The 19,481-nt window shown below is 70.2% G+C and carries 15 protein-coding genes and 1 pseudogene; 9 read left to right on the forward strand and 7 right to left on the reverse strand.

The genetic code is table 11. From position 1 onward, the window contains the following. Positions 1–40 precede the first annotated feature (40 nt). Positions 41–931, forward strand: a complete 891-nt coding sequence (locus tag LPH33_RS08750; RefSeq protein ID WP_160876456.1) for a tetratricopeptide repeat protein — start codon at positions 41–43, stop codon at positions 929–931. Positions 932–989: 58 nt separating this feature from the next. Here LPH33_RS08750 and LPH33_RS08755 read toward each other — a convergent pair whose 3' ends face one another. From LPH33_RS08755 to LPH33_RS08765, 3 genes are read right to left on the reverse strand one after another with little or no spacing between them, the layout of a single operon-like run. Next, positions 990–2,438: a neutral zinc metallopeptidase gene (locus tag LPH33_RS08755; RefSeq protein ID WP_229567835.1), complete on the reverse strand. Its 1,449-nt coding sequence runs from the start codon at positions 2,436–2,438 to the stop codon at positions 990–992. Positions 2,439–2,466: 28 nt separating this feature from the next. After that, entirely contained in the window at positions 2,467–4,677 is a 2,211-nt protein-coding gene (glgB, locus tag LPH33_RS08760) for a 1,4-alpha-glucan branching protein GlgB (protein ID WP_420714482.1), read from the reverse strand. After that, entirely contained in the window at positions 4,674–6,692 is a 2,019-nt protein-coding gene (locus LPH33_RS08765) for a maltotransferase domain-containing protein (protein ID WP_016696452.1), read from the reverse strand. The genes glgB and LPH33_RS08765 overlap by 4 nt, the downstream gene beginning before the upstream one ends. Before the next feature lie 496 nt (positions 6,693–7,188). Between LPH33_RS08765 and glgP the strand changes: the two genes are divergently transcribed. After that, positions 7,189–9,765 carry an alpha-glucan family phosphorylase gene (gene glgP / locus LPH33_RS08770; protein ID WP_229567837.1) on the forward strand — a complete coding sequence of 859 codons (2,577 nt, stop codon included), beginning with the start codon at positions 7,189–7,191 and terminating at the stop codon, positions 9,763–9,765. Positions 9,766–9,787: 22 nt separating this feature from the next. Here glgP and LPH33_RS08775 read toward each other — a convergent pair whose 3' ends face one another. The 3 genes from LPH33_RS08775 to LPH33_RS08785 are packed head-to-tail and all read right to left on the reverse strand — an operon-like array spanning position 9,788 to position 13,793. Then, the gene (locus tag LPH33_RS08775; protein WP_229567839.1) at positions 9,788–11,815 is read right to left on the reverse strand and encodes an ATP-dependent DNA helicase; all 2,028 of its coding nucleotides are present in this window, start codon (positions 11,813–11,815) and stop codon (positions 9,788–9,790) included. 47 nt (positions 11,816–11,862) lie between these two features. Next, positions 11,863–12,456 (reverse strand): nicotinamidase, encoded by a 594-nt coding sequence (locus LPH33_RS08780; RefSeq protein WP_229567840.1) that lies wholly within the window; start codon positions 12,454–12,456, stop codon positions 11,863–11,865. A gap of 5 nt (positions 12,457–12,461) precedes the next feature. Continuing rightward, positions 12,462–13,793: a nicotinate phosphoribosyltransferase gene (locus tag LPH33_RS08785; protein ID WP_160876354.1), complete on the reverse strand. Its 1,332-nt coding sequence runs from the start codon at positions 13,791–13,793 to the stop codon at positions 12,462–12,464. A 69-nt stretch (positions 13,794–13,862) separates the two neighbouring features. Here LPH33_RS08785 and clpS point away from each other — a divergent pair, with 69 nt between their 5' ends. The 7 genes from clpS to rdgB all read left to right on the forward strand — a co-directional run bounded on the left by clpS (position 13,863) and on the right by rdgB (position 18,913). Beyond that, positions 13,863–14,219, forward strand: a complete 357-nt coding sequence (gene clpS / locus LPH33_RS08790) for an ATP-dependent Clp protease adapter ClpS (RefSeq protein WP_088897428.1) — start codon at positions 13,863–13,865, stop codon at positions 14,217–14,219. A gap of 24 nt (positions 14,220–14,243) precedes the next feature. Next, complete coding sequence (locus tag LPH33_RS08795) at positions 14,244–14,822, forward strand: DUF2017 domain-containing protein (RefSeq protein WP_088897427.1); 579 nt, start codon at positions 14,244–14,246, stop codon at positions 14,820–14,822. Continuing rightward, positions 14,819–15,913, forward strand: a complete 1,095-nt coding sequence (locus tag LPH33_RS08800) for a P1 family peptidase (protein ID WP_229567842.1) — start codon at positions 14,819–14,821, stop codon at positions 15,911–15,913. The genes LPH33_RS08795 and LPH33_RS08800 overlap by 4 nt, the downstream gene beginning before the upstream one ends. A 26-nt stretch (positions 15,914–15,939) precedes the next feature. Beyond that, entirely contained in the window at positions 15,940–16,566 is a 627-nt protein-coding gene (locus LPH33_RS08805) for a rhomboid family intramembrane serine protease (protein ID WP_145692450.1), read from the forward strand. Positions 16,567–16,709: 143 nt separating this feature from the next. Continuing rightward, complete coding sequence (locus LPH33_RS08810; RefSeq protein WP_088897424.1) at positions 16,710–17,471, forward strand: cyclic nucleotide-degrading phosphodiesterase; 762 nt, start codon at positions 16,710–16,712, stop codon at positions 17,469–17,471. A gap of 34 nt (positions 17,472–17,505) precedes the next feature. Next, positions 17,506–18,294 carry a ribonuclease PH gene (rph, locus tag LPH33_RS08815; RefSeq protein ID WP_088897423.1) on the forward strand — a complete coding sequence of 263 codons (789 nt, stop codon included), beginning with the start codon at positions 17,506–17,508 and terminating at the stop codon, positions 18,292–18,294. A 7-nt stretch (positions 18,295–18,301) separates the two neighbouring features. Further along, positions 18,302–18,913 carry an RdgB/HAM1 family non-canonical purine NTP pyrophosphatase gene (rdgB, locus tag LPH33_RS08820; RefSeq protein ID WP_059383999.1) on the forward strand — a complete coding sequence of 204 codons (612 nt, stop codon included), beginning with the start codon at positions 18,302–18,304 and terminating at the stop codon, positions 18,911–18,913. Positions 18,914–19,152: 239 nt separating this feature from the next. Here the strand turns inward: rdgB and LPH33_RS26890 are convergent. Next, positions 19,153–19,446 (reverse strand): annotated as a pseudogene (locus LPH33_RS26890) (DUF3349 domain-containing protein); the annotation flags it as partial. Positions 19,447–19,481 lie beyond the last annotated feature (35 nt).

Raw genomic sequence — 19,481 nt, forward strand, 5'->3', positions numbered from 1 at the left:
CGGTTCCCGTCCAGCACGTTCTGCCGCCGTCGCCGCGGCGATGTCCGGCGCGGTGGATCTCTCACCGCTCAAGGAGAGGGCCTCCGCGCCGCCGCCTCCGCCTCCGTCCGGGGGCGACGGCGCCGCACCCGCTGCCATCGCCCCGATCGTGGACGTCACCGAAGCGACATTCGAAACCGAGGTGCTGCAGCGGTCGACGCAGGTGCCCGTGATCGTCGACCTGTGGGCGACCTGGTGCGAGCCGTGCAAGCAGCTCTCGCCCGTTCTCGAGAAGCTCGCGAACGAAGCGAACGGCGCGTGGGTCCTCGCGAAGGTCGACGTCGACGCCAACCCGCGGATCGCGCAGGCCTTCGGCGTCCAGTCGGTGCCCACGGTCGTCGCGATCGCGGCCGGCCAGCCGCTCGCCGACTTCCAGGGCGTGCAGCCCGAGCCCGCGTTGCGTCAGTGGCTCGACGCCATCCGGAACGCCGTCGCAGGCAAGCTGTCCGGCCCTCCCGGCGCCGAACCGGAGGAACAGCCTGCCGACCCGCGTTTCGAGGCCGCCGAGCAGGCGCTCGAGAACGGCGACTTCGAGGGCGCCGAGGCGGCCTACCAGCTCGTCCTGAACTCCGAGCCGAACAACACCGAGGCGCAGGCCGCGCTGCGTCAGGTGCGTTTCCTGGCCCGCGCGAGCACGGTCCCCGAGGATGCGATCGAGCGCGCCGATGCCGCTCCGAACGACCTCGAAGCCCAGTTCACGGCGGCCGACGCCGAACTGTTCGCGCAGCAGCCGGAGGCGGCCTTCGGTCGTCTCATCGAGTTCGTGCGCCGCAGCGCCGGGGACGAACGCACCGCGGCACGCACCCGGCTCCTCGAACTGTTCGAACTGTTCGACGCCGCGGATCCGGTCGTGGTGTCGTCGCGTCGCAAGCTCGCGATGGCCCTCTACTGATCCCTACGCATCCGTCGGCCCGGCCGCTCACCACTCGTGGTGGGCGGCCGGTGTCGTCTCAGCGGTAACGGCCGGTGCAGGCGGCCTCGCCGCCGAGGACGCCGGTGCGGAAGGCATCCACCCGGGCGAATCCGCTCGGCACCGTGTTGCCGTTGACGTCGCTCGCCGCCAGTCCGTCGGTGAGCAGACCCGAGACCGCTTCGTCGAGGTCGCCGGGGGACAGCCACACGAGCACCTGGCTCGGGTCGACGTTCGAGGCGAGGGTGCTGTCGGGGCTCAGCGCGGCACTGATCACCCCGGACAGACAGGCCGCCCGCAGGGCCGTGCGCGGCTCGGTGAGCGACTGGCCGGCTTCCTTCTGCACCGCGAGGGCGTAGCGGGAGGCGACGAGCACGTAGGCGTTGTAGTCGCCGCGGACACCGGGATCGAATCCGCTTCCCGGCGGGGCGGCCGTACCGCGCTCACTCAGTGCCTTTATGTCGACGCCCACGGTGTTCGTCGCGGGGCAGTACGACACCGGTGAGGTGGCCCGGGCGTCCGAGCACCCGAGGTCGGCGCCCGACAGATCGAGTTGCGGCAGGGCGTCGAGGTCGAAGACCTGGTGGAACGACTCGAAGATCGCCTCGACCGACTCGCCGGTGACCGGTAGCTCGCCGTCGTCGGCGGAGTCGTAGTACTGCGGCAGGTCGGCGCGGCGCGACTCGATCTCGGCGGAATCGATGCGCGCACACGAGCCGGCCCCGTCGGTGAACCCGATCTGCACGGCCGTCACGCGTTCGAAGGCCGAACCGTGGATCGAGTCGGGATCGTTCGGATCGGCGTCGCGGAAGAGCACCATCGACGCGAGCACGTTGTTCAGCCCGTCGGAGGTGTCGAGCTGGAAGTGCGTCGAGCGGCCCTCCGCGACGTGCCGCATGAAGGCACCGGCGAAACAGTCGGCCTGCTGCTCGAACACGATGCCGGGATCGTCCTCGGCGACCAGCCCCGCCGTGTGCTGGACGGCGTGCCCGTACTCGTGGGCGAGGACCGTCACCGCGGCCATCGGCCCGAAGCTGTCGATGAGCTGCGGCATGAGGTAGGTGCGGTCCCATCCGATCTCGTCACCCCCGCTGCAGTAGGCCGCGTTGATGAAGTCGTAGGTGGGTTTGCCGCAGAAACGCGGACCCCGGCGCTCGGACGGATCCCACGACACGATCGTCTCGACCGGGCGGAAGGTGCCCCGGGCGACCGACGCGAACTCCTGACGCCAATACTCCTCGATGTCGGCGATCGCGTTGCCGGCCAGGACGTCGACGGGACCGCCGTCGGTGTTCTCGATCTCGATGTCCGCATCGGGCACCCCGCTGCGTGGACCCGACGCCCCGGAGGTGACGGGCAGCCCCGCCACGGTGAAGGGGTTGTCGTAGATCGACACCGCCGTTCCTTCGATCCGCTGGGCGCATCCCGCCAGCAGGACGACGGTCAGTGCGGGCACCACCAGTCGCGCGAACCGGTGCGTCCGTCGCATGTCGTTGTGCTCCTGTCGTCGGGCAGCGTCACCTCCGCAACGACAACCAGATGGCGCCGTGCGCAGGCAAGGTCACCCGAGCCGAGGCGGGACGCCCGTGCCACGAATCTTCGTCCGCCTCCACGGCGCCGAAGTTGCCCGCTCCGTTGCCCTGGTAGGCGGTCGCGTCCGTGTTGAGGACTTCCTCCCACGTGCCCGGTTCGGGCAATCCGACACGATAGTCGGCGTAGGTGGTGCCCGAAAAGTTGTGCAGGCACGCGACCACCGAGCCGTCGCTGCCGTAGCGCAGGAACGACAGGACGTTGTTGTGCGCATCGTTGGCGTCGATCCACGAGTATCCGCCGGGCGTGGTGTCGAGCGTGTAGAGCGCCGGGTGCGAGCGGTAGATGCCGTTGAGATCGCACACCAGCCGGTGGATACCGGCGTGGAGCGGTTCGTCGAGCTGCCACCAGTCGAGGCCGCGTTCTTCGGACCACTCGGCGACCTGCCCGAACTCCTGGCCCATGAACAGCAACTGCTTGCCGGGATGGGCCCACATGTAGGCGAGCATCGAGCGCAGGCCGGCGGCGCGTGTGGCGTCGTCGCCCGGCAGTCGCGTCCACAGCGTGCCCTTGCCGTGGACGACCTCGTCGTGGCTGATGGGGAGCACGAAGTTCTCGCTCCACGCGTACACGAGCGAGAACGTGATCTCGTGGTGGTGATAGGTGCGGTGCACGGGATCGCGGCCGAGATAGCCGAGGGTGTCGTGCATCCAGCCCATGTTCCACTTCATGCTGAACCCGAGCCCGCCGACGTTCGTCGAGCGGGTCACGCCCGGCCAGGAGGTCGATTCCTCCGCGACCGTCACGATCCCCGGATAGTGCTTGTGGACGGTGGCGTTGAGTTCCTGCAGGAACGCGACGGCCTCGAGGTTCTCACGCCCGCCGTAGATGTTCGGCGTCCAGCCGCCCTCGGGGCGCGAGTAGTCGAGATACAACATCGAGGCCACGGCGTCGACGCGCAGACCGTCGATGTGGAACTCCTCGATCCAGTACAGGGCGTTGGCGACGAGGAAGTTCCGCACCTCGGGGCGGCCGTAGTCGAAGACGTAGGTGCCCCAGTCCAGCTGTTCACCGCGGCGCGGATCGGGATGTTCGTACTGGGGGCTGCCATCGAAGCGCGCGAGCGCCCACTCGTCCTTGGGGAAGTGGGCGGGCACCCAGTCCATGATCACGCCGATCCCGGCGGCGTGGAGACGGTCGACGAACGCGCGGAACTCGTCGGGTGTGCCGAACCGGGAGGTGGGGGCGTAGTAGGAGGTGACCTGGTAGCCCCACGACCCGCCGAAGGGATGCTCGGCGACCGGCAGCAGCTCGACGTGCGTGAATCCGGTCTCGAGGATGTACTCGGCCAGCTGATCGGCGAGTTCGACGTAGTTCAGGCCCGGGCGCCACGAACCGAGGTGCACCTCGTAGACCGCCATCGGTTCCTGCCAGGGCTGCGCCTTCTCGCGGGTCGCGACCCAGTCGTCGTCGTTCCAGGTGTAGCGGCTCTCGGTGACCTTCGACGCGGTTGCGGGCGGCACCTCGGTGGCGAACGCCATCGGATCGGCCTTGTCGCGGACGGATCCGTCGCGGCCGTGCACCCGGTACTTGTACAGCGCGCCCGGTTCGATGCCGGGAACGAAGACCTCCCAGACGCCGCTCGAGCCGAGCACCCGCATCGGGGCGGTGCGTCCGCCCCAGCCGTCGAAGTCGCCGGTGACGGTGACCCCGCGTGCGCCCGGCGCCCACACGGCGAAGGACGTGCCCGTCACCGGGCCGTCCGGGGTCTCGTAGGTCCGCGGATGGGCGCCGAGCACCTCCCACAGCCGTTCGTGCCGGCCTTCGCTCAGCAGGTGACGGTCGAGTTCGCCCAGCGTCGGCATGAAGCGGTAGCCGTCCGCGACGACCTCGACGTGATCGAACGGATAGGTCACCACGAGCCGGTAGTCGGCGAGATCGAAGACCGGGATCAGGGCGCTGAAGACGTCCTCGCCCACGGGTTCGAGCGGATGGTCGCGACGCCCGATGCGGGCGGCGACCTTCTCGGCCCCGGGGCGCAGTGCCCGGATGACCGTCCCCTCCGGATGCGGATGGGCCCCGAGCACCGCGTGCGGATCGTGGTGCTCGCCGGCGGCGAGCAGGTCGAGGTCCTCCGGTCGCGGGCTGTGGCGCCGGCGCGGAACATCGGCGCCCGGCGTCTGGGGCGGCACGGTCACGACTGCCTCCTGTAGGCGAGCGTTGTGCGGGTGGGGATGCCGATCGGGGGCAGGACCAGGATGTGTGCCACCGCCCGCCACGGCTCGAGGCGCACGTAGTTGGCCTGTCCCCACGAGTACTGTTCCCCACTCACCTCGTCGTAAACGGGGAAGTGGTCGTGCCAGTCGTGTCCGATCGCCGGCATGTCGAGCCAGACCGTGCCCTGTTCGGCCCCGTAGGGGTTGAGGTTGATCACCGTGAGCACGCAGTCTCCGGTGGACGGATCGAACTTCGAATAGGCGATCAGCGCGTCGTTGTCGACGTGGTGGAAGGTGATGTTGCGCAGCTGCTGCAAGGCCGGATGCGCGCGCCGGATGCGGTTGAGGGTGGTCAGCCACGGTTCGAGCGACTCGCCGCGCCGGCGGGCCTCGTCGTATCGGCGCGGCCGCAACTGGTACTTCTCCGAGTCGAGGTACTCCTCGCTGCCCGGCCGCACCGCGAGGTGCTCGAACAGTTCGTATCCCGAGTACACGCCCCACGAGGGAGCCAGGGTGGCGGCGAGCGCCGCACGCAGCGCGAACATGCCGGGCCCGCCGTGCTGCAGCGTCTCGTGCAGGATGTCGGGGGTGTTGACGAACAGGTTCGGCCTGGCCTCGTCGGCCTTCGCGGCGAGCTCGGTACCGAACTCGGTGAGCTCCCATTTCGCGACCCGCCACGTGAAATACGTGTAGGACTGCGTGAATCCGCGTCGCGCGAGCCCGTACATGCGGGCGGGCCGGGTGAAGGCCTCCGACAGGAACAGCACGTCGGGATCGGTGCGCTTGATCTCGGCGATGAGCTGCTCCCAGAAGTTCGGGGGCTTGGTGTGCGGATTGTCGACGCGGAAGATGTCGACGCCCAACCGGATCCAGTGCCGGACCACGCGCAGGACCTCGGCGTAGATGCCCTCGGGGTCGTCGTCGAAGTTGATCGGATAGATGTCCTGGTACTTCTTGGGCGGGTTCTCCGCGTACGCGATCGTGCCGTCGGGCAGCACGGTGAACCATTCCGGATGCTCCCGGGCCCACGGGTGGTCGGGGGCGCACTGCAGGGCGAGATCGAGGGCGACCTCGAGCTCGAGTTCCTTCGCTCGGGCGACGAAATCGCGGAAGTCCTGCTCGGTGCCGAGTTCGGGATGGATGGCGTCGTGACCGCCCTCGTCGGAACCGATCGCCCAGGGCGACCCGACGTCGTCCGGGCCGGCGACGAGGGTGTTGTTCGGTCCCTTGCGGTTGACCTTGCCGATCGGGTGGATCGGGGGGAGGTAGACGACGTCGAATCCCATCGCCGCGATGCGCGGCAGATCGGCGGCGGCCGTGGCGAAGGTGCCGTGCCGCGGGGTTCCGTCCTCGTGCCAGCCGCCGGTGGACCGGGGGAAGAACTCGTACCAGGAACCGAACAGCGCGCGGCGGCGATCGGCGAACGCCGTGAACGCCTTTCCGCGGGTGACCAGCTCGCGGAGGGGATGGGCGCGGAGGATCTCGGTGACGTCGGGGGAGAAGGCCGGAGCGACGCGCTCGGCCAGCGGACGGTCGGACCGCAGGGACGCAGCGACCGCGAGCAGAGCGGGACGGTTGCCGCGCGGTGCGCCCTTCGCGGCCTTCTCGAAGATCCGTGCGCCGACCTCGAGATCGTTCGCGAGTTCGGTGGCGTCCTGCCCGGCGTCGGTCTTCGCGGTGACCGCGTGGCGCCAGGTCGCGACCGGGTCGCTCCACGCCTCGACCCGGTAGGTCCACGCGCCGACGCTCGTGGGGGAGAAGGTGGCGTGGAAGGTGTCGGGTTCGGTGCCCGGGACCATCGGGATCCGCACCAGCCTGCCCGCGGATTCGGGATCGTCGGCCGGTCCTCGGACGGCGAGTGTCGCGGCGATCGCGTCGTGGCCCTCACGCCACACGACAGCGGAGACCGGCACCACCTCCCCGACGACCGCCTTCGTCGGATAACGCCCTCCGTCGATGGAGGGTTGTACGTCGTCGATGGCGAGCCGACCTGTCACGCTAGCTCCGTTCCGTGCGGGTCCGGGTGGACGAGCAGGGCCGATGGGGGCAACGACCGTGTCTCGAACCACCGTAATGGAGGTCGCGCCGCGCGGCTGTGCATGCAGCGGGACCCGCGAAGAATCCCCTCTGCAGCACCGAAATTATCTGTAACTCACCGTTCACTTCAATTGACCGGACGGCAACACCCCGCTCCCTACTGTTTGTTCTGCAAGACAACAACAGCCTCCTCGGGGGCACGACGAAGGGAAGAACACATGGGTCTGGTTGCCGGTCTGATCGGAGTCGTCGGAGACCTGCTGCACCTGCTCCTCGGCGGACTCTGAGTCCACCGGCCGACGGGGGGTCGGCCACAGGAGAGAAGGCCCCGCGGTGTGCACGCCGCGGGGCCTCTCCGTGTGCCGGGCGATCCCGTCCGCGACCGGCGTGGATCCGGGCACGTGAGATCCGCCGCCCGGCCGTCACGAAGCGCGGTCGGTCGGTAGTGTGCTCCCCGTGAAAGCACTGCGCCGGTTCACCGTACGAGCCCATCTTCCCGAGCGGCTGGCTGCGCTGGGAGCTCTGACGGCCAACCTCCGATGGTCCTGGCACCCGCAGACCCAGGACCTGTTCGAATCGGTCGACCCGGACCTGTGGCGCCGGTGCAGCAACGACCCCGTCCGGCTGCTCGGCGAGGTGCCGCCGGCCCGCCTCGACGCGCTCGCCGAGGACGGCGACTTCCTCGCCCGCCTCGACGCCGCCGCCGCCGACCTCGAGCACTACCTCACCCGCCCCCGCTGGTTCCAGGAACAGCAGGAGCGCGGCACGACACTGCCCGCCGGCATCGCCTATTTCTCCATGGAGTTCGGTGTCACCGAGGTGCTGCCGAACTACTCCGGCGGCCTCGGCATCCTCGCCGGCGACCACCTCAAGGCCGCCTCCGATCTCGGCCTGCCGCTCATCGGCGTCGGCCTGCTCTACCGGTCCGGCTACTTCCGGCAGTCGCTCAGCGCCGACGGCTGGCAGATGGAGCACTACCCCTCCTACGACCCGCAGGGCCTGCCGCTGCGACTGCTCACCGAGGCCGACGGCACCGCCGCGCTCGTGCAGGTCGCCGTGCCGGGCGGACGCACACTCGACGCGCGGATCTGGATCGCCCAGGTCGGGCGCGTCCCGCTGCTGCTGCTCGACTCCGACATCCCCTCCAACGACGAGGAGCTGTGCGGGGTCACCGACCGCCTCTACGGCGGCGACCAGGACCACCGCATCAAGCAGGAGATCCTCGCCGGCGTCGGCGGTGTCCGCGCGGTGCGCGCCTACACGCGCATCCACGGTCTGCCCGACCCCGACGTCTTCCACATGAACGAGGGACACGCGGGTTTCCTCGGCGCCGAACGCATCCGCGAACTCGTCACCGGCGCCGGACTCGACTTCGACGAAGCGCTCGCCGCCGTGCGGGCCGGCACGGTCTTCACCACCCACACCCCCGTGCCCGCGGGTATCGACCGCTTCCCGATCGATCTCGTGCGCCACTACTTCTCGGGCACCAACGGCGAGAACGAGTCGGCACTGCTGCCCGGCCTCACCGTCGACCGCATCCTCGCGCTCGGACGCGAGAGCAACCCGAACGTGTTCAACATGGCCCATCTCGGTCTGCGCCTCGGCCAGCGCTGCAACGGCGTGTCGAAGCTGCACGGCGAGGTCAGCCGCGGCATGTTCGAAGGACTGTGGCCCGGATTCGACGCCGCCGAGGTGCCCATCGGCTCGGTCACCAACGGTGTCCACGCCCCCACCTGGGCCGCGCGCGAATGGATCGCGCTCGCCAACCGCCTCGCCGGACCCGACCGGGTCGAGGAGGCCCGCGGCTGGGAACTGCTCCAGACCATCGACCGCAAGGAACTGTGGTCGACCCGCAACACGTTGCGCGCGCAGCTCGTCGCCGAGGTGCGTCGCCGGCTGCGCGAGTCGTGGCTCGAACGCGGCGCCACCGAAGCCGAACTCGGCTGGATCGAGTCGGTCTTCGATCCGAACGTGCTCACCGTCGGGTTCGCGCGGCGCGTGCCCACCTACAAGCGCCTCACCCTGATGCTGCGCGACCCCGAACGGCTGCGCGCGCTGCTGCTCGACGACGAACGGCCCGTGCAGCTCGTCGTCGCCGGCAAGAGCCACCCCGCCGACGACGGCGGCAAGGCGCTCATCCAGCAGGTCGTGCGGTTCGCCGACGAGTACGACGTGCGGCACCGCATCGTCTTCCTGCCCAACTACGACATGTCGATGGCCCGCTATCTGTACTGGGGTAGCGATGTGTGGCTGAACAACCCGCTGCGCCCGCTCGAGGCGTGCGGCACGTCGGGCATGAAGTCGGCTCTCAACGGCGGTCTCAACCTGTCCATCCGCGACGGATGGTGGGACGAGATGTTCGACGGCGAGAACGGCTGGGCCATCCCCACCGCCGACGGTGTCGACGACACCCGTCGCGACGATCTCGAGGCCGCCGCGTTGTACGAGTTGCTCGAACGTTCGGTGCTGCCGCGCTTCTACGACCGTGACTCCGACGGGGTGCCGGCCCGCTGGATCGAGATGGTGCGCCACACGCTCGAGAATCTCGGCCCGAAGGTGCTCGCCTCGCGCATGGTGCGCGACTACGCCGTCGACTACTACATCCCCGCGGCCGCGGCGGCCGCGAAGGTGACCGCCGACGACTACGCGGGCGCGCGGGCGCTGGCCGACTACCGGCACCGCATCGAGGCGTCGTGGCCGGGAGTGCGTGTCGCGCAGGTCGATTCGACGCCGATCCCGGACGTGCCGCAGATCGGCCTGCCGCTGGGGCTGACCGCGCACGTCCAGCTCGGCGACCTGACCCCGGAGGATGTCGAGGTGCAGGCCGTGGTCGGGCGCGTGGGCTCCGACGACACGATCGGCGACCCCGTCACCGTGGCGATGGAGCACATCGGTACCGACCCCCTGGGGGAGGAGTTCACCGCGACGGTGCCGCTGCCGCTCGCCGGCGCCGTCGGCTACACGGTGCGGGTGCTGCCCAGGCACGGGCTGCTCGCCTCGCCCGCCGAACTCGGCATGGTCGCGCTCCCGTAGAAGATCAGGACCCGCCGGGTGCTCAGCCGCGCAGACGCGTGAGTGCCCGGCGGACCACCGCCGGATCGGCCGTCTCCCAGAACGGCGGCAGCGACGCACGCAGATAACCGCCGTACCGCGCGGTCGCCAGACGCGAGTCGAGCACCGCCACCACGCCCCGATCCTCGGTGCTGCGCAGCAGACGCCCGACACCCTGCGCCAGCAGCAGCGCGGCGTGGTTGGCGGCGACCGCCATGAACCCGTTGCCGCCGCGAGCCTCCACGGCGCGTTGCCGGGCGACCAGCAGCGGATCGTCGGGTCGGGGGAACGGAATGCGGTCGATGATCACCAGCGACAGCGACGGGCCCGGAACGTCGACACCCTGCCACAGCGACAGGGTGCCGAACAGGCTCGTCGCCTCGTCGGCTGCGAACTTCTCGACCAGCGCGCCGGTCGCGTCGTCGCCCTGGCACAGGATCGGTGTGTCGAGACGCTCGCGCAGTGCCTCGGTGGCGGCCTTCGCGGCGCGCATCGAGGAGAACAACCCGAGGGTGCGCCCTTCGGCGGCGGTGACGAGTTCGGCGATCTCGTCGAGATGCGAGGGCGGCAGACCGTCGCGGCCGGGTGGCGTCAGATGCTTCGCGATGTAGAGGATGCCCGCCTTCGCGTGATCGAAGGGCGACCCCACGTCGATCCCGTTCCACGCGAGATCGCCCTTGTCGGACGGAGGTTCGGCACCGGAGGCGGAGGTGGTGTCGCTGCGGGCCGGCGACTGCGGCGGCAGACCCCAGTTGACCGCGAGTCCGTCGAACGACCCGCCGACCGTGAGGGTCGCGGAGGTGAGGATGACGGTGGACTCACCGAACAACCGGCTGCGCAACAACCCACCGACCGACAGCGGCGCGACCCGCACGGTGCGGCGCACGTTGCCGCGGAACTCGTCGGCGGCGAGCCACACGACGTCGGGTCGCTGCGAAGGGTCTCGCTGCTCGAAGGTCGTCAGCACCCGGACCGCGCAGTCGTGCACCTCGTCGATCTCCGCGAGCGCCTGACTGCGGGCCGCGGCGACCTCGGGATCGGTGCCGGGCTTGGCCGGTCCGATCGCCGTGTGCACGGCCCAGGCGGCATCGCGGATCGAGGCCAGCGCGGCCGCGGCGCCCTCGGGCAGCTCGTCCCAGCGACCCGCCGGTAGTTCTTCGAGGAACGACTCCCAGTTCTCGGCGGCACCGTCGAGCCGGTCGATCTCCTCGTCCTCGACGAGCTTGACGCAGCGCCGCGCGGCCGCCGACACCGTGCCCGGCGACAACTCGGCGGTGGCGACGTTCGTGATCCGATCGACGAGTTCGTGGGCCTCGTCGACGACCACGACATCGTGCTCGGGCAGGATCGAGATGCCGGTGATCGCATCGATGGCGAGCAGCGCGTGGTTGGTGACGACCACGTCGACCTGCGCGGCCTCGGCGCGCGCGATCTCGGCGAAGCAGTCTTCTCCCACCGGGCACCGCGACTTGCCGAGGCATTCGCGCGCGGTGACGGACAGCTGACGCCAGGCCTGATCGGAGACGCCGGGGGACAGGTCGTCGCGGTCGCCGGTCTCGGTGGTGGACGACCACTCCGTCACCCGCCGCACCTCGCGGCCGATGCGCGAGAGGGCGAACGCGTCGAACAACTCGGCGTCGGGCGTCTCCTCGGCGAGACCGGTATGGATCTTGTTCAGGCACAGGTAGTTTCCGCGACCCTTGAGGATCGCGAAACGCGGGCGCCGGCCGAGCGAACCGGCGAGGGCGTCGGCGAGTCGTGGCAGGTCGCGTTCGACGAGCTGCCGCTGCAAGGCGATGGTCGCGGTGGAGACCACCACGGTGCGGCCCGTCTTCACCGCGTACCGGATGCTCGGCACGAGATAGGCCAGCGACTTACCGGTACCCGTGCCGGCCTGCACGGCGAGGTGTTCGCCGGTGTCGATGCTGTGCGCGACGGCCGAGGCCATCGTCAGCTGGTTGCGCCGCTCCTTACCGCCCAGCGCGTGCACCGCGGTTCGCAGCAATTCTGGGACTTCGGGGAGATCCGGCACCGGCACAGGGTATCGGTCCCCACCGTCACCTTCGGCCTGCGGCCCCGCTACCTGTGATCGGTGATATCGGTGACGCCGGGAAGGTCGGTGACCAGCTCGACACCGGCCTCGCGCATCCGCTCGAGGGCGGGGCGGATCGTCGCCTCCGACACCCCTGCGGTGTAGGGCAGCAGCACCCGGGCGCCGAAACCCTCCTCGATCGCGTCGAGCGCGGTGGCCCGCACGCAGTGGTCGGTGGCGATCCCGACGATGTCGACGTCCGTCACGCCGCGGTCGCGCAGCCACGACGCCAACGTCGTGCCCTCGTCGTCGGTTCCTTCGAAGCCCGAATAGGCGGCGTCGTCGGCACCCTTGGAGAAGACGGCCTCGAACCGGTCCGTGGTCAGCTCCGGGTGGAAGTCCGCGCCCGGCGTCCCTGCCCGGCAGTGCGGCGGCCACGAGTCGACGAAATCGGGCTCGGGAGAGAAATGGTCTCCGGGATCGACGTGGTGGTCGCGGGTTGCGACGATGTGCGCGTAGTCGTCACCGCGCGCCTGCAGGAACCGGGTGATGTCGGACGCCACCCGCGAGCCGCCCTCCACGGCGAGCGAACCGCCCTCGCAGAAGTCGTTCTGGACGTCGACCACCAGCAAAGCGCGCATGGCACTCACCCCTCACGGACGAAGCGGGTGGGGATGGCGGGATCCCCGGCCGAGAGCGTCAGGCCCTCCCACGGCAGACGCACCATGCCCTGCCGGAGGTACTCCCGGCTCTCCTCCAGGGTAGGCAGATCGCCGACCGCCTCGCCGCCGCGGACCAGCGGGATCATCAGTTCGTGGACCTGCGAACCCTCGCCCGGCGGGACCTGCTCGGCGCGGGCCGGGTACACGACCTCCTCGACGAGCGTGCCCGTCCTCCGCGCGTACCGGACGGCCCGCTTCGCGCCCCCGCGGGACTCCTTCGACGCACTGCGCTTCTCGACCGCGAGGCCGTCGACTTCCACGAGCTTGAAGACCATGCCCGCCGTCGGAGCCCCCGAGCCGGTCACCAGCGACGTGCCGACGCCGTAGCCGTCGACCGGTTCGGCGCGCAGACCCGCGATCCCGTATTCGTCGAGATCACCGGACATCACGATCTTCGTGCGGGTCGCGCCGAGTCCGTCGAGCTGTTCGCGCACCTGGCGGGCGAGCACACCGAGATCGCCCGAATCGATCCGCACGCCACCGAGTTCGGGGCCGGCCACCGCGATCGCCGTGTTCACGCCCTCGGTGATGTCGTAGGTGTCCACCAGCAGGGTCGTCCCCACACCGAGGCTCTCGACCTGGCTGCGGAAGGCGGACGCCTCGTCGCGGCCGGCCGTCGTGGTGTGCAGCAGGGTGAACGCGTGCGCGGCGGTACCCGCCGCGGGGATGCCGTACCGCTGCGCGGCCTGCAGATTGGACGTCGAGTCGAAGCCCGCGAGATAGGCCGCGCGCGCCGCGGCGACCGCCGCTTCCTCATGGGTGCGCCGCGACCCCATCTCGATGAGCGCGCGGCCGTCGGCCACACTCACCATGCGCGCCGCCGCGGAGGCGATCGCACTGTCGTGGTTGAAGATCGACAGTGTCAGCGTCTCGAGCAGCACACACTCGGCGAAGGTGCCGCTCACCGACAGGATCGGTGAACCCGGGAAGTAGAAGTCACCCTCGCGGTAGCCGTCGATGTCGCCGGAGAACCGGAAGTCGCGCAACCACTCGACGGTCCGCGGAGCCAGGAAACCGGCGGCGAGTTCGAGTTCGGCCTCGTCGAACCGGAACGATTCGAGTGCCTCCACCAACCGTGCGGTGCCCGCGACGACGCCGTACCGCCTGCCCGGGGGAAGGCGCCGGGCGAAGACCTCGAAGACGCACGGGCGGTCGCCCGTGCCGTCCGCCAGGGCAGCCTCGAGCATGGTCAACTCGTACTTGTCCGTGAACAATGCGGTACCGGGACGACCGGCACGGTGAATGGCTTCGGGCACCCGATCACTGTAGAGCCACGCCCTCCGAGGCGGGTTTTTCGCGATGCTCCGAAGTCGTACCCTGGGAACATGGCGCCGTGTAGTACGACCACTCCGCTCGACGTCCGATCGACGGCGGCCCAGGCCGTTCGGGCCATGGCGGGACAGGCCGTTCCGGCCGAGGCCGAAATCGTCGAGGAGATCGAAGCGGTCGACAGGCCATGGGTGACCGTGGTCTGGGACGACCCCGTCAATCTCATGCACTACGTGACGTTCATCTTCCAGAAGCTGTTCGGGTACAGCAAGGCCAAGGCCACCGAGCTCATGCTCAAGGTCCACAACGAGGGCAAGGCCGTCGTGTCGAGTGGTTCGCGTGACAAGATGGAACACGACGTGCAGCGTCTGCACGCCGCCGGACTGTGGGCGACGATGCAACGCGACGAATGATCCCCACAGGAGGGCCCGACCGACGTGCGGCAGTGGACCAGGAAGAACTCGCTCAGCGGCCCCAAGCTCCGGTCGGAGATGGACGCCCACGAAGCGTCGGTGCTGCGGTCGCTCGTGTCCTCCGTGCTGGGCATGCTCGAGGAACGCGCCGGACAGGCCCCGCAGGACGACCTCGCGGCGCTGACCGGCCTGCGCACCGGTAACGCCACCCCGCCCGAGATCCCGGCGCTGCGACGCCTCCTACCCGAGTTCCACCGCCCCGACGCCGATGCCGTCGCCGATGTCGGCGACGACGCAGCCGACCTCAACGGTGCGATGCGGAGCCTGCACGAACCGAGCATCATCGACGCCAAGCTCGCCGCCGGCGCGGTCATCCTGCGCACCGTGCCGGAGGGCGGCGGCAAGGTGGTGCTCAATCCCGAACAGGCCGAGGCCTGGCTGTACGGACTCAACGACGTGCGGCTCGCGCTCGGTACCACCCTCGGCATCGACGCCGACACCCCCGACGTCCTCGACGACGACGATCCGCGTGCCCCGCATCTCGACGTCTACCACTGGCTGACGTGGATGCAGGACTCCCTCGTCCAGGCGCTGCAGCCGTGATCGTGCCGGGACCGACCGATTCGCTGCTCGACGTGGCGGGTCTGAGTGTCGGTCACTGGCAGCACCTCGATCCCAAGGTCACCGTCGGAACCCCCGAGGTTCCCGGTACGGGCGCCGCCACGGGATGCACCGTCGTGCTCGCCGACCCGTCCGCCGTCGCCTCGGTGGACGTGCGCGGCGGGGGACCGGGCACCCGGGAGACCGACCTGCTCGATCCGAGCCACTCCGTGCAGCGCGTCGACGCGGTGCTCCTCACCGGAGGCAGTGCATACGGGCTGGCTGCCGCCGACGGCGTGATGCGCTATCTCGAGAAGAACGGCAAGGGGATCCCGATGGGCGCGCCCGGCGCGGTCGTCCCGATCGTCCCCGGCGCCGTCATCTTCGACCTGCCGGTGGGGCAGTGGTCCGCGCGCCCGACCGCCGATTCCGGTTGCACCGCCGCGGCCACCGCCAGTTCCACACACTTCGCGCGCGGCAGTGTCGGTGCGGGCACCGGTGCCCGCGCCGGGGCGCTCAAGGGCGGCATCGGATCGGCGAGCGTGCGGATCACGGACGGCCCCGCGGCCGGGGTGACCGTGGCGGCGCTGATGGTGGCGAACCCCGTCGGCTCGGTGTTCGACCCCGTGACCGGCCTGCCCTGGGGTGTCGACGCCGCGCGCGCCGAGGAACTCGGACTGTCGTCGCCCTCCGCGTCGGATCTGGCCGCGGCCCGCGCGCTCGGCGACAAGGGCACCGTCCTCAACACCACGATCGGTGTGGTCGCCACCGACGCACTGCTGTCGAAGGCCGCGTGCCGTCGCGTCGCGGTCACCGGGCACGACGGTCTCGGCCGCGCGATACGTCCCGCGCACTCCCCGCTCGACGGCGACACGATCTTCGCGCTCTCGACCGGCACTGCCGACGTCTCCGACGCACTGGGCGATGCCCCGTCGATCCCGGCCTTCGCCGCCGAACTGCCGATCCTCGCCGCGGTGTGCGAGGCCGCGGCGGTGGTGGTCGAACGCGCGATCGTCGACGCCATCCTGTCCGCGACCTCGGTGGCCGACATCCCCGCCTACCGCGACGTGCTGCCCTCGGTCTTCGGCCGCTGACCGGTACGTGACGGCAGAATGGTGCCATGACCATTCCCAGCGGTACCGGCGCCGACACCCGCATCCGGCCGATCTGGCAACGTGCCGGTCTGTGGATCGGCGGGTTCGTCGCGATGCTCTACGGCATCGAGGCCGTCGATGCGGTGCTCCCCGCCGATCTCGACGCGGCCGGTGTCGAACCACGCACCGCCGACGGGCTGTGGGGCGTGTTGTTCGCGCCGATCCTGCACGCCGACTGGGCCCACCTCACCGCCAACACCGTGCCCGCACTCGTCCTCGGCTTCCTGGTGCTGCTCTCCGGCATCGGGCGCGGCCTGGCCGCGACAGCGATCATCTGGGTCGTCGCCGGGGTGGGGACGTGGTTGATCGCCGGCTCGGGTGAGACCCACATCGGAGCGTCGAGCCTGATCTTCGGGTGGCTCACCTACCTGATCGTGCGCGGGGTGTTCACCCGCAAGGCCGGGCAGATCCTGCTGGGAGTCGTGGTGCTGTTCCTCTACGGCGGCATGCTGTGGGGCGTGCTGCCGAGCGAACCGTGGATCTCCTGGGAAGGGCACTTCTTCGGTGCGGTCGGCGGCGTCCTCGCGGCATGGGCGCTGTCCGCGGACGCGCGTCGCGCCCGCCGCACCACCACCTCCGTCATGCCACGCTGACCACCCACGTCGACAACCCACCGATCGGCCGCGCGAAGAGGCAGAACGATCCGCGCGTCACACCTTCCCGGCCACTGTGAGTCTGCGCCGCAATACGCGCGTTGGCTTCATCGAGGGACCTTCGGCATGGCAGCATGGCTGATATGCGCATGACCGTTCTGGGGTGCTCGGGCAGTGTGGCCGGGCCTGATTCCGCAGCCTCCGGCTATCTGCTGACGGCACCGGACACCCCACCCCTGGTCATCGACTTCGGTCCCGGCGTCCTCGGTGCGCTCCAGCGCCACGCCGACCCCGGCGAAGTGTCGATCCTGCTGTCGCATCTGCACGCCGATCACTGCCTCGACCTGCCCGGTCTGCTGGTCTGGCGCCGCTATTCCCCGTCGCCGCCGCAAGGTCGCGTCCTCACCTACGGTCCCGCCGGCACCGCCCACCGCATCGGCGTGGCGTCCGCGGAGATCCCCGGCGAGGTCGACGACGTCAGCGACACCCTCGACGTCCGGATGCTCGGCGACGGCGAGCAGATCCGGTTCGGGAGCCTGACCATCTGCCCCGGCCGCGTCCACCACCCGCCGGAGGCCTACGGCTTCCGCATCACCAGCGACTCCGGCCGCACCCTCGTCTACACCGGCGACACCGGGATGTGCGATTCGGTCGTCGAACTCGCCCGCGGCGCCGACGTGCTGCTCGCCGAGGCGTCGTGGACCCACGCGCCGGGGGAACGCCCCGAGGGCGTGCACCTGTCGGGTACCGAGGCCGGTCGCGTCGCAGCCCTCGCGGGTGTCGGCGAACTCCTCCTGACCCACATCCCGCCGTGGACCTCCCGCGAGGACGTCATCGCCGAGGCCAAGGCCGAGTACTCCGGACCGGTCCACGCGGTCACCGCCGGAGACGTGTACCGCATCTGAAAGGCCCGTCCCCGGATCGCCTAGGCTCGGACGAGTGACGACACGAGAAGACGGCAGAGCGGACGACGAACTCCGGAACATTCGCATCACCCGGGGTTTCACCAACCACCCGGCGGGCTCCGTGCTCGTCGAATTCGGACAGACCCGCGTGATGTGCACCGCCAGCGTCGAGGAAGGCGTCCCGCGGTGGCGTAGGGGCTCCGGTCTCGGCTGGCTGACCGCCGAGTACGCGATGCTTCCCGCCGCCACCCACACCCGCAGCGGACGCGAATCGGTCAAGGGCAAGCTCGGCGGCCGCACCCAGGAGATCAGCCGGCTCGTCGGCCGGTCGCTGCGCGCATGCATCGACCTCGCCGCGCTCGGCGAGAACACCATCGCGATCGACTGCGACGTGCTGCAGGCCGACGGAGGCACCCGCACCGCGGCGATCACCGGCGCCTACGTCGCACTGTGCGACGCGGTGACCTACCTGCGTGCCGCCGGCAGCCTCGCCGACCCGCAGCCCGTCTCGTGCCAGATCGCCGCCGTCAGCGTCGGCGTGGTCGACGGACGTGTCCGTCTCGACCTGCCCTACGAGGAGGACGTGCGCGCCGAGGTCGACATGAACGTCGTCGCCACCGAGACAGGCACCCTCGTCGAGGTCCAGGGCACCGGCGAAGGCGCGACCTTCCCGCGTTCCACGCTCGACGCGATGCTCGACTCCTCGCTCGCCGGCATCGAGGAACTGTGCCGCATCCAGCGCGAGGTGCTCGCCGAGCCGTACCCGGGCACCCTGCCCGAGCCGGTCGAGGCGGAGATCGTCAAGAAGAAGTTCGGAGTCTGACGTGCGGGTGCTGGTCGCAAGTCGCAACGCGAAGAAGCTGCGCGAACTGCAGCGCGTGCTCGACCGCGCCGGGATCGAGGGCATCGAACTCGTAGGTCTCGACACCGTCCCGCCCTACCCGGAGGCACCCGAGACGGGGGAGACCTTCGAGGCGAACGCCGGAGCCAAGGCCCGCGACGGCGCAGCCGCCACAGGGATGCCCTGCGTCGCCGACGACTCCGGTCTCGAGGTCGACGCCCTGCGCGGCATGCCCGGCGTGCTCTCGGCCCGCTGGAGTGGACGCCACGGCGACGACGAGGCGAACACCGCACTGCTGCTCGGCCAGATGCAGGATGTGCCGGACGAGCGTCGCGGCGCGGCCTTCGTGTCGGCGTGCGCGCTCGTGGTGCCGTCGGACGACGGATTCGTCACGACCGTCGTGCGCGGCGAATGGCGCGGCAGCATCGTGCGCGAGCCGCGCGGCGAGAACGGTTTCGGCTACGACCCGGTCTTCCGCCCCGAAGGCGAGGAACGCACCGCCGCGGAACTGTCCGCGGAGGAGAAGGACGCACAGTCGCATCGAGGACGGGCACTCGCCCAGCTCGTGCCCGCCCTCGCTGCGCTCGCCGCAAGCGCCTGATTCGCGGCTCGCCGCGAGCGCCTGATTCGCGGCTCGCCGCGAGCGCCTGATTCGCGGCTCGCCGCGAGCCGCTAACGCGCGCCGGCCTGCGTCCCACGCTCCTCGCGCACGGGCTCCTCGGCGCCGGTATCCGATGCAGCATCAGCGTCGGGTGCCGGCGACGCAGCCGTCTCGGCCGTCGATTGCGTAGCCGGTTCGGCGGGTCCGGTCGGCTCGTCGCCGCGGGAGAGTTCACCGCCCACGACGGGCCAGCCCGCAGCGACCAGCTGTTCACGGACGCGCTCGACGTCCTGCGGGTCCGGTTCCTCGTGGATCACCCCTGCCACGATCTTCCGCAGGGTGTCGTGGTCGACCTGCCGCTCCGGGTGCTCGGACGCGGTCGCCGCTGCCGTCTCGATCGCCTCGAGGAGTTCCTCGTCGGTGAGACGACGCTTGAGCACGGCGAGCAACGCGAAGTGATCCTTCGCCGGGATCCCCTCGGGATATCCCGCACGCAACCAGTCCAGTACCACCCGTGGATTCCAACGCGCCATCGTCGCCTCCTCACTCACCGTCCCGCACGGACCGT

Source organism: Rhodococcus sp. RDE2 (genome assembly GCF_020885655.1).
In the GTDB taxonomy this organism is placed as follows: Bacteria; Actinomycetota; Actinomycetes; order Mycobacteriales; family Mycobacteriaceae; genus Rhodococcus; species Rhodococcus pyridinivorans.